Source organism: Streptomyces sp. NPDC036813 (genome assembly GCF_055609245.1).
This window is the reverse complement of sequence record NZ_JBVJPV010000008.1, coordinates 287,527-301,423: the sequence shown is the minus strand read 5'-3', so window position 1 is coordinate 301,423 and position 13,897 is coordinate 287,527. Positions and strand designations below refer to the sequence as shown.

The following is a 13,897-nucleotide window of genomic DNA, read 5'->3' as shown; positions in this document are numbered from 1 at the left end:
GGGCGGTCTGTGACACCTCTGTTGCCGGAGCAGTGGCTTCCACCACAGCCGCCCGGCAGGGGCTCTGATGGGGTGACCGGATGCGGACCTCTCACCTCGCCGTCCCGGCCGTTCTCGCCGCCGCCCTGCTGCTCGCGGCGTGCGGCACGCGGGCGGCGGACGGGCCGGCCGGCGCAGACCCCTGCGCCTCGCCCTCCGCGGCGACCGGCAGCGCGGGGGAGGAGAAGGACGGGGTGCGGATCACCGCGCTCCCGGTCTCCGGCCCGGACGGCGCCTGCCGCCACACCGGCTCCACGGTGGCGTACGAGGTCACCAACCGCACCCGTGCCGAGCTGACGTACACGGTCACGCTCAGCTTCCTCGCGGCCTCCGGCGGTGCGCTCGACAACGTGTCGCAGACGGTGGAACGGGTGGCGCCGGGCGCGACGGTCCGGCGGACGGCCGGACCGTCGTACCGGGTGGGCGACGTGGCGGGCGCCAAGATCCTCCAGGTGCGCAGTGTCCCCTCCGCCGAGGCGCCCTCGCAGGCCGGCCCGTGCCCGGCCTCCGGGGTGCGGGTGTACGCCGACCGGGGCGACGCCGCGATGGGCCTGCGGGTCGTGGGGCTGCACCTGGAGAACTGCGGCAAGGCCACCTATCACGTCGACGGCTACCCCCGGCTCCAGCTCCTCGACGCCGACCATGAACCCGTGGACACGGTCCAAGTCCTGCACGGGGGCGGCGAGATCGCCTCCGGCACCGGCGCGGACGCAGCCCCCACCCCCCTCGCCCTGAAGCCGGGGGAGCGTGCGGCGGCCGTCATGACGTGGCGCAACACCACCGGCTTCGGCGACGCGGTGAACGTCCCTTACGTCCGGATGTGGGCGAAGGCGGGCGCCCGCCCGGTGACGGTCACCCCGGAACTCGATCTCGGCACGACGGGCAAGCTGGGCGTCGGGCCGTGGACACGGGAGACGGGCGCCCGGACCGAGAGTGGCGCCCAGGCCGGGAGAAGCGCGCCCGCTCCCGGTGACGGCGGCTAGCCGCCGATCTCCGCGGGCTTGACGAGCACCCAGCCCCGGTCCGCGTCCGCCGCCACGCCGGCTGCCTTCTGCCGGTCCGTCCGTTCGGCCTTCTCGGCCTCCAGCGCGTCGGTGTACTTCTGCTTGCGGTTGACCCACAGTCGCAGGCCCCCGGCCCGCACATCGCTGTCGAAGAGCATGAACCAGTCCGACGGCGAGTCGCCCGCGACCAGGACGGGCCGCCGGTAGGGGTCGATGTACTCCTTGATGCCCGCGAGCTTGCCCACGTACCAGGTGGCCGGAGTCCACAGGTACGGCGTCAGCACCATGCCCGCGTGCTTGCTCGCCGGGTACTGCGCGTCCAGGAAGTGCCCCTGCTCGATCTGCTTGCGGGCGGTGGTCAGTTCACCGGTCGCGGGGTCGCGCAGCAGCGTGGTGACGCCGATGACGTTCTGCGGCTCGACGCCGAGGCCGTAGCGCGGGTCGGAGACCACCATGCGCACCAGCTCCTCGTGGGCGGCCGTCATGACGTACGGCGTGATGCCGTGTTCCCGCAGGGCGTTGAGGAGTTCACGCTGGCCGGGGTAGATCCGGGGCGCGTTGACGGTGTCGTGCACCAGCTTGTCGCCGTCGTAGTACGTCACCGGGATGGGCTCGGCGTAGGCGAAGAGTTCGTCGACGCGGGTCTTCAGCTGCCGCAGGCCGAATCCCGCGAACACCTGCGCGATCCACGGGTAGCCGACCTTGTCGTCGATCTCGCAGAGCCGGACGTAGTAGGAGTAGAGGCTTTCGGCCTCGCGGAAGGGGATCAGCTTCAGGGACGGGTCGATCGTCTCCGGGGTCAGCTCTCCCTTCATCTCCAGATAGGGCAGCAGGGCCTCTTCGAGGTCGTAGCGCCAGATCGTGTTGTCCGCGTCGAACACGGCGTACGCGTCGCGCCCCGCGAACTCGGCGATGAGCCGCTCCAGCCGACGCGCCTGTGCCGCGGGCCAGTTCGTCAGCCGCGCCCTTCCTCCGCCGCGGTGACCGGGTGCGGGCCCGTCCGATGCCCGCGCCGGTACCGGCACGGCCGCCACCGCGCTGACGACCGGTACGGCACTGAGCAGACGACGCCGGGTGACGGCCATGCTGGCCCCTCTCTTCGGGTTTCGTATCGCGCAATACCTCGCCCTATGAGCAACGAAGGGAACTCCCGCCGGACGGTCCCTGTCAAGACGTACGACACAGCCACACGGGGGCCGCCCGATTGTGGTGGCCCGCCCCATGTCGGCCCGGCGGCCGGGCTCCTACCGTCCCTGCCCATGACCTCGACCAGAGCCGCACACCGTATCGCCGCCCTCCTGGCGACCCTCCTGGTCGCCCTGAGCCTCACCTCCCTCACCCCCGGCCGTGCCACCGCGGCGCCGGGCGTTGGGGAAGTCACCGGCTTCGGCTCCAACCCCGGCAACCTGCGCATGTTCCGCCACGACCCCGACGGACTCCCCGCCGGGCGGCCCGTCGTCGTCGCGCTGCACGGATGCACCCAGGACGCCGCCGGGTACGGCACCGGCAGCGGGTGGCTCCAGCTGGCCGACCGCTATCGCTTCTCCGTCGTGCTGCCGCAGCAGCAGAGCGGCAACAACCCCTCCAACTGCTTCGACTGGTTCCAGAGCGGCGACATCCAGCGCGGTCAGGGCGAGGCCGCGTCCGTCGCGCAGATGGTGGACCGGCAACTCGCCGACACCGGGGGCGACCCGTCGCGCGTGTACGTCACCGGGCTGTCCGCCGGCGGTGGCATGACCGCCGTGATGATGGCGGCCTACCCCGAGAAGTTCGCCGGTGGCGGCGTGGTCGCCGGGCTGCCGTACGGGTGCGCACAGGCCGCCGGTTCGCCGTATGTCTGCATGTACGTCGGCGCCACGCAGACCCCGCGCCAGTGGGGGGACCGGGTGCGGGCCGCCCGCCCCGGGTACGGCGGGCCCTGGCCCACGCTCACCGTCCTGCACGGCAGCGCCGACTACACCGTCAAGCCCGTCAACATGACCGACCTGGTGAAGCAGTGGACCGATGTGCAGGGCGCCGACCAGGCCGCCGATGTCTCCGACACCGTCGCCGGGTACCCGCACCAGGTGTACCGGGACGGCGCCGGACGAGCCGTCGTCGAGACCTACTCCATCACCGGCATGGGACACGGGCAGCCCGTCGACCCCGGCACCGGCTGCGGGACCGCCGGGGCCTATCTGCTCGACGTCGGCCTGTGCGCCGGGTACCGCCTCGCGCTCACCTGGGGGCTGACGACCGGGTGAGTGCCGTCGCCGGATCGGGCGCGAGCCGTACGCGGTGCCGCCAGGCGACGAGGGCGACGGCGGTCAGGGCCGCCATGTAGCCGAGCGCGTGCAGCGTCAGCGGCAGCGCGGCCGGCGGCGCCACGGTGACGTCGGTGAAGCGCAGCAGGGCGTGGAACGGCAGCCAGCTGCCGACGCTTCCCGGGACCGTGGGGGCGATGCCGGCGAGGCCGATCAGGACCAGGGTGCCCTCCAGTTCGTGCGGGACGAGCGCGGCGACGGCCCAGCCGAGGGCGACCGAGACCACGGCGCCCAGCACCAGCCCGAGCAGCACGTCCCCCAGCCGGTCCGGCCGGGAACCGACGACGATCAGCAGCGCGAAGGCGCCGGCGGTCAGCAGCGCGAGACCCAGCAGGACGGCGATCCGGCCCAGGACGATCTCCCACGGCCGGTAGCCGGCCTGCACCAGCCGCGGGTCGACCGCCCGGCCGCCGAGCGCCGCGAACAGCGCGGCCGCCCCGCACGTCCAGCCCATCGCCAGCGCGCCCGCACCGATCGCCCAGGGCGCGCCGGACGCCAGCTCCGCCAGATACCAGGTGGCGGGCAGGCCGAACAGCAGGGCCAGCGCGACCCACCGGTGCGCCAGGTCGCGCGCCTGCATCTCCGCGAGGGTCAGCCAGCGGGGCACGACGCCAGCTCCACCACTCGGTCCGCGCGCCACAGTTCGGCGAGCAGATGGGTCACCACGACCACGGCCCTGCCGCAATCCCGCCAGTCGTCCACGTGCTCCCAGAAGTCGACGTAGGCACCGTGGTCGAAGCCCTGGTACGGCTCGTCCAGCAGCAGCACGTCGGGATCACCGAGCAGGGACAGGGCGAGGTTGAGCTTCTGCCGGCCCCCGCCGGACAACTGGCGGACCGGCCGCCCCTCCTCGGCCCGGAAGCCGAACGCCGCCAGCAGCCGCGCACCGTCGGCCAGGGACCGCGCCCGGTCCCAGCCGGCCGCGCGGCCGAACAGGACCAGATGGTCACGGGCCGGCAGCCGCTCCAGCAGGGCGGGCTCCTGGGGGCAGTAGCCCACCCGCCCCCGCCGCACCACCCGGCCCGCGTCGGCCCGCAGCACACCGGCGCAGATCCGCAGCAGCGTGGACTTGCCCGAGCCGTTCTCCCCGACGACGGCCACCACCTCGCCGGGGGACACGGACAGATCGGTGCCGCGCAGGACGGGCCGGCGACGGTAGCTCTTGCGGATGCCGGTGGCCGTCAGCGCGGGGATCGCGGGACCCATGGCGTCGCTCCCGTAAGACGCGCGCCCTCAGGCCGCGGCCCTCGAACGGGCGGGCGCCTGGGCCCGGTTCGGCCACAGCAGCGCCAGACCGGCCGCGGTCAGCAGCAGGCCGGCGGTGACCGTGCCGTAGACCCAGCCGGGCGCGCCGATGAAGTACGCGGGAAGGCCGAGGACGGCCGCCGACAGCAGCCGGGTCGCGACCACCAGGGCGACGCCGCCGGGGCGGGAACGCAGGGCCAGGGCCACGCCGGCCAGCGTGGCCAGGCCGGCCACCGCGCTCGCGATACCCACGCCGAGCGGCGGCGGGTCGTCCTGGCCGAGCGCGATGACCCCGTCGGCGTTCAGGAGGGCGGACAGGGCGCACAGAAGCAGACCGAGCCGGAAGCGGTTCATGAGGGATTCCTTGTCGTGCCGGAGCCGATACCGTTGCCTACGACGCTAGGAACCGGGCGGCCTGCCCACATCAGTGGAACCACTCAGCGAGGCACTCAATCCGTGTTCGTGGGCCGCGAGCGCGAGCTCGCCTTCCTTCAGGAACGGCTGGCCGAGGCACTGGCCGGCGAGGGCGGCACCGTGCTGGTCGAGGGTGACGCGGGAGCCGGCAAGACCGCGCTCGCCCACGCCCTGCTGCGCCGCGCCCGCGCCGACGGGGTGCGCGCAGCCTGGGGCGGCTGCCTCGAGGGCGAGGGCGCCGAACCGTACCGGCCCTGGGCGCAGATCCTGCGCGCGCTGCGGCTGCCCGCACTCGACGCCGCGGACAGCAGGCCCCGCCTGTACGACCAGGTCGCCGAGGCCCTGCGCGCCGCCGCCGCCCCCGGGCTGGTCCTCGTGCTGGACGACCTGCACGGGGCCGACCCCTCCACGCTGGCCCTGCTCCGCACGGTGGCCGCCGAAGCCGCCGACACGTCGGTGCTGCTGGTCGGCCTGTACCGGGGTCCCGAGCCGCCGCCCCTGCTGCGCTCCGTGCTGCGGCAGCGGGCCTGCGCGCACCTGGCGCTCGGCGGTCTCAGCCCCGGCGAGGTCGGACGGCTCGCCGCGCACACGCTCGGCCAGGAACTGGACGAGGCGGAACTGGCCCGGCTGCGCGAGAGGTCGGGCGGCAACCCGCTGTTCGTCCTGGAGCTGCTGCGCCTGATCCGGGCCGGGGGCGATCCGGCCGACGGGCCGCCGCGCGGAGTGCGTGAGGTGATCGAACAGCGCCTGGACCGGCTGACCCCGCGCACGTCGTCGGCCCTGCACCGGGCGGCGGTCCTCGGCCGGGAGTTCGGCGTCAGCGATCTGGAGGTGGTGCTCGGTGCGGGCGATCGCGATCCGGAGGTGGTGCTCGGTGCGGGCGATCGCGATCTGGAGGTGGTGCTCGGTGCGGGCGATCGCGATCCGGAGGCGGTGCTCGGCGCCGGCGACACCGCGACGGCGAAGGACAACGGCGCCCCCTTGGCCGACGTGCTCGACGAGGCCGTGGCCGCCGGGCTCCTCCGTGTCGACGACGGTCACCGGGTGCGCTTCTCGCACGCCCTCGTCCAGGAGACCCTCTACGCCCGCCTCCCCACCGCCGAGCGCCGGCGGCTGCACGCGCGAGCGGCCCGGGCCGCCGAGGCCGACGGCGCGATCGAGGCGCTGGCCCACCATCTGCGGCAGGCCGGCGACCAGGTCCCCGCGCCCCGCGCGCTGGAGGCGACGCTGGAGGCCGCCCGGCAGGCCGTGGCCCGGCTGGCCCACGAGGAGGCCGCCCGGCAGTACCGCGCCGCCCTCGCCCTGCCCGGCGCGGCGGCCCGCCGCGCCGGGCTCCTGGTCGAACTGGCCCGGTGCGAGTTCCGCAGCGGCGACCTGGAACAGGCCTGGGAACTGTGCCGCCAGGCCGCCGACCTCGGCCGTGCGACGGGCGACGCGACGGTCGTCGCCGACGCGGCCCTCGCCCCGCACGGCATCGAGTACGGCTCCCCGCTCGCCGCACCGCTGCACGCGCTGTGCCGTGAGGCACTGGCCCTGATCGGCGACACCGATCCGGTCCGCTGGCCCCGGCTGCTCGCCCAGCTCGCCGTCACCGCCGATCCGTGGGCGGCCGGCGTCGAGTCCGGCCTGGGAGAGCGCGCGCTGGCCGCCGCCGAGGCCTGCGGCGATCCCGAGGCGCTGCTGCTGGCCCTGCGCGCCCGCAACACCGAGCTGATCCACCGCCGCCATGTACGGGAACGGCTGCGGCTGGGTGCCCGCGCCGTCGAGCTCGGCCGCGGCCTGCCCGAGTGCGCGCTGTGGGGGCACGCCTGGCGCCTGGACGCCTACGCCGAGCTGGGCCGGCGCGTGCCCTTCGACGCCGAACTGGCCGCGTTCGCCGCGCTGGTCGAGCAGTCCCGGGAGCCGCTGTGGCGCTGGCGCCTGCTGCTGGTGACCGGCTCTCTCGGCTACCTCGAGGGCAGGTTCGCCGACGCCCGTGCCCGGGTCGCCCAGGCCCTGGCGACCGGCCGGCGCTGCCGCCACGAGGGTGCCGAGTTCTTCGACCTGATCTTCGCCTCGCACGACGCGGTCCTCACGGGGGAGGGGCTGGCGGAGGTGGAGCCGCGGGTGCGCCGGTTCAGCGAGCGCGGTCCGTTCTTCGCGCAGGGCTGGCTCGCGGTGGTCCTCGCGCATCTGGGCCGGCGGGAGGAGGCGGTGCGGATCTGCCGGGGGCTCGCGCCCCATCTGCACGAGATCCCCGAACAGGCCCCCGAGTGGCTGGTCGTCTCCTGCTCGCACGCCGAACTGCTGTCGCTGCTGGGCGAGACCGGCGGAGCGGCCGCACTGTACGCCACCCTGCTGCCGTACGCGGGCGGGCAGGCGATGGGACCCGCGTACACCCCCTGGGGCGGTCCGCTGACCCTGGCCCTGGGCCGGCTGGCGCTGCTGCTGGACGATTCCGAGGCGGCCGAGACCCACCTGACCGGTGCCCTGGCCGAGAGCCAGGCCCTCAACTCGCCGCCCTACCACGCCCTGACGCACTACGAGCTGGCCCGGCTGTACGCCACGAGGCGCCGGCCGGGTGACGCCCGGGCCGCCGCCGCGCACCGGGAGCAGACTCTGAGCGAGGCGCGGCGGCTGGGCATGGCCCCGCTCGCGGCCCGTGCCGAGGCGCTGCACGGCGGTCCCGTACCGGGGCGCCGGGGCTCCCTCTCAGCCCGTGAGGCGGAGGTCGCGGAGCTGATCCGCCAGGGCCTCAGCAACCGTCAGATCGCGGGCCGGTTGCACCTGTCCGAGCGGACCGTGGAGAACCACATCTCCCACATCCTCGACAAGCTCGGCGTCGACAACCGCACCCGGATCGCCCTGTGGAGCGAGGAGCGGCGGGCCGGCCGATGACGCCCGGCCGGGTCAGGCCGGCGTGCGGGCCTGGTGGGTGAGCGCGATGAGGAGGGCGAGCGCCGCAGCCGTCACCGGTACGCCGTAGCCGGCCGTCGGGGAGAGGTGTTCCACCATCCAGCCGCCCGTCGCGCTGCCGCACGCGATGCCCCCGAGCAGGCCGGTCACGGCGAGGGTCATGCCCTCGTTGAGCCGGCCTTCAGGGGTGCGCTGCTGGACCAGCGTCATCGTGGTGATCATCGTCGGCGCTGTGGCCGTCCCGGCGATCAGCAGTGCGGGCGCGAGGACCAGCAGCGAACCCGTCAGGGACGCCGCCAGCAGCGGCAGCGTCAGCAGTGCCGCCATCGCCGCCAGACACCACGGGTGGCGCCACTCGGCCGGCCCGGACGGGCGTACGGCGCCGAAGACCAGGCCCGCCACGCAGGAACCGGCCGCCTGCAGGGCGAGGACCACGCCCGCCGCCGCCCGGTGCCCGTGTGCGTCCGCGAACGCGATCGTGACGACCTCCGTCGCCCCGAACACCGCGCCCAGCGCCAGGCACACGGCCAGCAGCGGCGGCAGCCCCGGCGTGCGCAGCGGCGAGGCGAGGGCCGCACGGGGATGCGGCGGCGGCTCCGTCGAGCGCTGCGCCGCGAACAGCAGCACGCCGGTGACCAGCAGGGTCACCCCGGCCAGTGTGCCCGCTTCGGGGAAGAACGTCCCGCACAGGAACGCCGCCAGCACCGGGCCCAGCATGAAACACAGCTCGTCCACCGACTGTTCGAAGGAGTTCGCCGTGTGCAGGGCCTCAGGCTCTCCCTTCAGCAGGTGCGCCCAGCGGGCGCGGGACATGCCTCCGGTGTTGGGCGTGGTCGCGGTCGCGGCGTACGCGGCGAAGAGCGTCCAGTCGGGCGCGCCGGTGCGCACGCACAGCAGCAGCGCCAGGCTGCCCAGCGCCGCGAACAGGGTGGCGGGGACGGCGACCCGGGCCTGACCGTGGCGGTCGACCAGGCGCGCGATGCGCGGCGCGAGCACCGCGGTCGCCGCGAGCCCGGTGGCGGTGACGGCGCCGGCCAACGCGTACGACCCACGGGTCCCGGCGATCATCACGACCGCGCTCACACTGAACATGCCCATGGGCAGGCGCGCCAGGAGGTTCCCGAGTGTGAACGCGAGCGCGCCCCGGCGGGCGAAGAGACGGCGATAGGGGCCGGGCGGGCGGTCCCGGGCGCGGGAGGTGAAGTCGACGAGGACGACGGTGTCCGCGGTCAGGGTGGGCAGGGGGGCAGGGGTGCGCGGCGGGGTGTTCCCCGGGGTGGTCTGCGGCATGCATCCAGGCTCGCCCGGTACGGATCATGGGGTCCAACACCTGATCCTCACCGATTCACGCACCTGTGTTGTAAGTTCGCCGGATGCCGTCCCCGTCCTCCGTCGAACCCCGCCTGCTGCGCGCCTTCGTCGCCGTCGCCGAGGAGTTGCACTTCACCCGTGCCGCGACCCGTCTGTACATCGCCCAGCAGGCGCTCAGCCGGGACGTCCGACGCCTGGAGCGTGAGCTGGGCACGGAGCTGTTCCTGCGCACCACCCGGCAGGTCGCGCTGACGCCCGACGGCGAACGGCTGCTGCCGCTGGCCCGCAGGGCGCTCCAGGCACAGGACGACCTGCTCGCCGCGTTCGGCCAGGCCCGCCCGCTGCTGGTCGACCTCAACTCGCCCGGTCTGGTCACCGGCCGCCGCGTCCTGGAGCGGGCCCGCGCGCTCGCCCCCGACTGCGAACTGATGGCCCGCTACGAGAGCGGCCTGACCGGCGCCGCCACCGAGATGATCGCCGGGCGCCTCGACGCGTCGTTCGGGCGCTTCGCCGGTCTGGACCCGGCGCTGCGGACCGCCCTGGACCACCAGCCGGTGCGCCACGAGCCGATGGCCGTCATCCTGCCCGAGGCGCACCCGCTGGCCGCGCGCGAGGTGGTCCCGCTGGCCGCGCTGGCGGGGGAGACGGTGTACGCCGGTGCCGGGAACCCGCGCACGCCGGAGTGGACGCAGCTCGCCGGGCTGCTGTTCGAGGGGCGCGGCATCGAGATCGCGCCGCCGGCTCCGCTGGCCGTCGGGGAGGAGGAGTTCCAGCGGCTGATGGCGAAGACCGGTCATCCCGTCCTCGCCGTCGTGGACTTTCCCGCCCTGCCCGGCACGGTGGTGCGGCCGCTCGTCGACCCGGTGCCGTTGTCGCCGGTGTCCCTGGTGTGGCGACGTGGGCTCACCCATCCCGCGTTCGACGCCCTGCGACGCGCGGCCGCCCTGCTCACGGCCGAGGAGAAGTGGCTGCGGCGCCCGGCCGGCGGATGGATTCCGGTCGTGGACGAGGGGTGATTTTTGGTCATCCGTCATGTCACAAAGCGGACCCACAACTGACACGTGGCGACCACGGGCCCCCTACGTGCGCTACATTCATGGCCCGAGCACGGTGTGGTAAAGGGGGCGCTCGGCCCGGGTGGGGGCTCGGTCCGATCGACGGATGCTCGGTGTCGTAGGCGCTTCCAGAAACTGTCCCGTGGGGGGAAGTGCGCGCGTGAAACAGTGGCGGGAAGACGCCCAACCGGAATGGCCCGACTCGGCGTCCGCGGCCTGGAACCACCCTTCGACAGGGAGAGACACCCAGGCCTTCCCCGAAACCGGACCGTCCGGCGTCCGGCCCTCAGGGCTGCCCGACGGCACGACCGGTGCGTGGACGCAGTCCGGTGCCGCGGATCCCACCCAGGCCCTGCCGCACCTCGGCGCCGCGGATCCCACCCAGGCGCTGCCGCGCCACGGCCACCGCGAGTGGACGCCGACGACTCCGTCGTACGGCCATGCCGCCCCGAACACGGCACAGCCGCGCCACGGTCACGCCGACGCCACGCAGGCTCTGCCCTCCTACGGTCACGCCGACGCCACCCAGGCCCTGCCCTCCTACGGTCACGCCGACGCCACCCAGGCCCTGCCCTCCTACGGTCACGCCGAGCCGCGGGCCCAGGCCCAGCCCCCCTACGGCCGGACCGACCGGATTCCGGCCCCGCGGCCCCCCGCCCACCGTGCCTTCGCCGCCCCGGCGTCCGCCGGTGGTGGCGGTGCCGTGCGCGACCCCTGGGCCGAGTCGGCAGCCGTCGCCCCCGCGGCCGGCGCGGAGCACGACCCGCACGAGGTCACCGTCCAGATGGACGCCGTGCAGCTGGGCGACACCCGCCTGCGCCCGGTCAAGGGCGGCCCCGGAGTGACGCAGGACGGCTCCGACGGCCCGGTGTTCGTCGACGAGTCCGGCCGCCGCAGCCGTACCTTCCGGCGCCTCGGCATCGCGATCGCCCTGGCCTGCTCGGTCTACGCCGTCGTCATCGTCGCGACCCTTCTGTCGGGCAGCTCCAGCGCCCCCTGGGTGCCGGTGCCCGACCAGGACGACAACAAGCCCGCCGGGCAGGTGGATCCCTCCACGGTGCCCAGCGTCTCCTCCACCCCGTCCCCCTCGGAGTCGGCGGGCGCCTCGTCCGTGCCCGACGTCCTGCCGTCGGCGAGCCCGACCGCCGTGACCGGGTCCGGCACCACGGCCGGTGCCACCCACGGCGCCGGCCGGGCCGGCACGTCCACCGCAGCGACGCCCTCGGCCGGGGTCAGCTCGACCAAGCCCACCACGTCCGCCGGCGGCACCGGCGGCAGCAAGAAGCCGGGCACCCCGAGCACGTCCCCGGGCACCGGCTCCTCGCACCCGACCGCGCCCAGCGGCGGCACCTCGGCCGGCCCCTCCGGCACCCCGGCCGCCGGCCCCCGCACGGCGGCCGACGGTGCCGTGCCGGCCGCCGCCACCCCCACCGCACCGCCCACGTCCCCGGAGAACGTCCTCTGATGGCACCCCGCACCAGCCGCCGGCGGTGGCTGCCACTGCGCTACCTGCTGCCCGTCCTCGTCCTGCTCTCCATGCTCGCGATGCTGATGCTGCGCGGCTATGTGCACAGCGAGATCCTCGCCGACTTCCGGGTGCGGCCCCCGGTGGACAACAACAAGGTGCCGGCGAGCATCCTCGACGGCGGCCCGGTCATCGACACCCGGGGCGGCAAGGCCACCACCCTCAGCGTGCCGGACCACCGCATCGTCCTCACCTTCGACGACGGCCCCGACCCCACGTGGACGCCGAAGGTGCTGGACATCCTCAAGGAGCACCACGCGCACGCGGTCTTCTTCATCACCGGCACCATGGCTTCGCGCTACCCGGACATCGTCCAGCGCATGGTCGACGAGGGCCACGAGATCGGCCTGCACACCTTCAACCACCCCGACCTGTCGTACCACTCGCACCGGCGCATCGACTGGGAACTGTCCCAGAACCAGCTGGCGCTGGCCGGTGCCGCCGGCATCCGCAGCTCCCTGTTCCGCCCGCCGTACTCCTCCATGTCGAAGAACATGGACAACGCGTCCTGGCCGGTGACGGAGTACATAGGCAGCCGCGGCTACCTCACCGTCGTCAACGACACCGACAGCGAGGACTGGCGCCGGCCGGGCGTCGACCAGATCATCCGCAACGCCACCCCCAAGGGCGGCAAGGGCGCGATCGTCCTGATGCACGACTCCGGCGGTGAGCGCCACCAGACGGTGCAGGCCCTCGACCGGTTCCTGCCGCAGATGCAGCGGCAGGGCTACGAGTTCAAGAACCTCACCGAGGCCCTCGACGCCCCCAGCGCCGACACCCCGGTCGGCGGCCTGGAGCTGTGGAAGGGCAGGGCCTGGATCTGGCTGGTCCAGGCGTCCGACGACATCACCGGCGTGCTGGTCGGCGGTCTCACGGTGATCGGCGTCCTCGTCCTCGGCCGGTTCGGTCTGATGATGGCGCTGTCCGGCGTCCACGCCCGCCGCACGCGTCGCCGCCGCTTCCGGTGGGGGCCGAACGCCCCGGTCACCGAGCCGGTCTCCGTGCTCGTGCCGGCGTACAACGAGGCCAAGTGCATCGAGAACACCGTCCGTTCCCTGATGCGCAGCGAGCATCCCATCGAGGTCGTCGTCATCGACGACGGCTCCACCGACGGCACCGCGCGGATCGTGGAGGCGATGGGGCTGCCCAACGTCCGCGTCATCCGCCAGCTGAACGCGGGCAAGCCGGCCGCCCTCAACCGCGGTCTGGCCAACGCCCGCCACGAGATCATCGTGATGATGGACGGCGACACCGTCTTCGAACCGTCCACCGTCCGTGAACTCGTGCAGCCCTTCGCCGACCCGCGCGTCGGCGCCGTCGCCGGCAACGCCAAGGTCGGCAACAAGGACACCCTCATCGGCGCCTGGCAGCACATCGAGTACGTGATGGGCTTCAACCTCGACCGCCGCATGTACGACGTGCTGCAGTGCATGCCGACGATCCCCGGCGCGGTCGGCGCGTTCCGCAGGAGCGCCCTGGAACGCGTCGGCGGCATGAGCGACGACACGCTCGCCGAGGACACCGACATCACCATGGCCATCCACCGCGACGGCTGGCGGGTGGTGTACGCCGAGAACGCCCGCGCCTGGACCGAGGCCCCGGAGTCCGTCCAGCAGCTGTGGTCCCAGCGCTACCGCTGGTCGTACGGCACCATGCAGGCGATCTGGAAGCACCGCCGCGCCCTGTTCGAGCGGGGCCCCTCGGGCCGCTTCGGCCGGGTGGGCCTGCCGCTGGTGTCGCTGTTCATGGTCGTGGCCCCGCTGCTGGCCCCGCTGTTCGACATCTTCCTGATCTACGGCCTGGTCTTCGGCCCGACCGAGAAGACGATCGTGGCCTGGTTCGGCGTCCTTGCGATCCAGGCGGTCTGCGCGGCGTACTCCTTCAGACTCGACCGCGAGCCGCTCACCCCGCTGATCTCGCTTCCGTTGCAGCAGATCCTCTACCGCCAGCTGATGTACGTGGTCCTGCTGCAGTCCTGGATCACGGCGCTCACCGGCGGCCGGCTGCGCTGGCAGAAGCTGCGCCGCAAGGGCGGGGTGTCGGCCCCGCCGGGTGGCTCCGGTGACCGGCGGCCCCTCGTGGACGGGATCTCCGCCTGATGGACCG

Annotated in this window: 11 protein-coding genes; 6 read left to right on the top strand and 5 right to left on the bottom strand. The window is 74.1% G+C overall.

The window, feature by feature from the left end:
* Nucleotides 1–80: 80 nt before the first annotated feature.
* A complete protein-coding gene (locus ACZ67Q_RS19215; RefSeq protein ID WP_471183342.1) occupies nucleotides 81–1,022 on the top strand; it encodes a DUF4232 domain-containing protein in 942 nt (313 codons plus the stop codon).
* On the opposite strand, the gene ACZ67Q_RS19210 is transcribed toward ACZ67Q_RS19215, so the two are convergent.
* Nucleotides 1,019–2,128, bottom strand: coding sequence for an HAD family hydrolase (locus ACZ67Q_RS19210; RefSeq protein WP_471183339.1), 1,110 nt, complete (start codon nucleotides 2,126–2,128; stop codon nucleotides 1,019–1,021). The two genes, ACZ67Q_RS19215 and ACZ67Q_RS19210, sit on opposite strands and share 4 nt — an antisense overlap.
* Nucleotides 2,129–2,302: 174 nt before the next feature.
* On the opposite strand from ACZ67Q_RS19210, the gene ACZ67Q_RS19205 reads away from it, so the two are divergent.
* Nucleotides 2,303–3,286 carry an extracellular catalytic domain type 1 short-chain-length polyhydroxyalkanoate depolymerase gene (locus tag ACZ67Q_RS19205; RefSeq protein WP_471183337.1) on the top strand — a complete coding sequence of 328 codons (984 nt, stop codon included), beginning with the start codon at nucleotides 2,303–2,305 and terminating at the stop codon, nucleotides 3,284–3,286.
* Here the strand turns inward: ACZ67Q_RS19205 and ACZ67Q_RS19200 are convergent.
* The 3 genes from ACZ67Q_RS19200 to ACZ67Q_RS19190 are packed head-to-tail and all read right to left on the bottom strand — an operon-like array spanning nucleotide 3,261 to nucleotide 4,945.
* Entirely contained in the window at nucleotides 3,261–3,953 is a 693-nt protein-coding gene (locus tag ACZ67Q_RS19200; protein WP_471183335.1) for a hypothetical protein, read from the bottom strand. The two genes, ACZ67Q_RS19205 and ACZ67Q_RS19200, sit on opposite strands and share 26 nt — an antisense overlap.
* Nucleotides 3,938–4,552: an ATP-binding cassette domain-containing protein gene (locus tag ACZ67Q_RS19195; RefSeq protein ID WP_471183332.1), complete on the bottom strand. Its 615-nt coding sequence runs from the start codon at nucleotides 4,550–4,552 to the stop codon at nucleotides 3,938–3,940. Before ACZ67Q_RS19195 ends, ACZ67Q_RS19200 begins: the two co-directional genes overlap by 16 nt.
* A gap of 27 nt (nucleotides 4,553–4,579) precedes the next feature.
* Nucleotides 4,580–4,945 carry a hypothetical protein gene (locus ACZ67Q_RS19190; protein ID WP_471183330.1) on the bottom strand — a complete coding sequence of 122 codons (366 nt, stop codon included), beginning with the start codon at nucleotides 4,943–4,945 and terminating at the stop codon, nucleotides 4,580–4,582.
* Between the two features lie 102 nt (nucleotides 4,946–5,047).
* Between ACZ67Q_RS19190 and ACZ67Q_RS19185 the strand changes: the two genes are divergently transcribed.
* Nucleotides 5,048–7,882 carry an ATP-binding protein gene (locus tag ACZ67Q_RS19185; RefSeq protein ID WP_471183328.1) on the top strand — a complete coding sequence of 945 codons (2,835 nt, stop codon included), beginning with the start codon at nucleotides 5,048–5,050 and terminating at the stop codon, nucleotides 7,880–7,882.
* Nucleotides 7,883–7,894: 12 nt separating this feature from the next.
* Here the strand turns inward: ACZ67Q_RS19185 and ACZ67Q_RS19180 are convergent, their stop codons facing one another.
* A complete protein-coding gene (locus ACZ67Q_RS19180) occupies nucleotides 7,895–9,190 on the bottom strand; it encodes an MFS transporter (RefSeq protein WP_471183326.1) in 1,296 nt (431 codons plus the stop codon).
* An 83-nt stretch (nucleotides 9,191–9,273) separates the two neighbouring features.
* On the opposite strand from ACZ67Q_RS19180, the gene ACZ67Q_RS19175 reads away from it, so the two are divergent.
* The 3 genes from ACZ67Q_RS19175 to ACZ67Q_RS19165 all read left to right on the top strand — a co-directional run bounded on the left by ACZ67Q_RS19175 (nucleotide 9,274) and on the right by ACZ67Q_RS19165 (nucleotide 13,890).
* Nucleotides 9,274–10,227: a LysR family transcriptional regulator gene (locus ACZ67Q_RS19175; RefSeq protein ID WP_471183324.1), complete on the top strand. Its 954-nt coding sequence runs from the start codon at nucleotides 9,274–9,276 to the stop codon at nucleotides 10,225–10,227.
* Nucleotides 10,228–10,426: 199 nt separating this feature from the next.
* Nucleotides 10,427–11,731: a DNA polymerase III subunit gamma/tau domain-containing protein gene (locus ACZ67Q_RS19170; RefSeq protein ID WP_471183322.1), complete on the top strand. Its 1,305-nt coding sequence runs from the start codon at nucleotides 10,427–10,429 to the stop codon at nucleotides 11,729–11,731.
* On the top strand, nucleotides 11,731–13,890 hold the full coding sequence (locus ACZ67Q_RS19165) for a glycosyltransferase (protein WP_471183319.1): 2,160 nt from the start codon (nucleotides 11,731–11,733) through the stop codon (nucleotides 13,888–13,890). Before ACZ67Q_RS19170 ends, ACZ67Q_RS19165 begins: the two co-directional genes overlap by 1 nt.
* The last annotated feature ends 7 nt before the right edge of the window (nucleotides 13,891–13,897 follow it).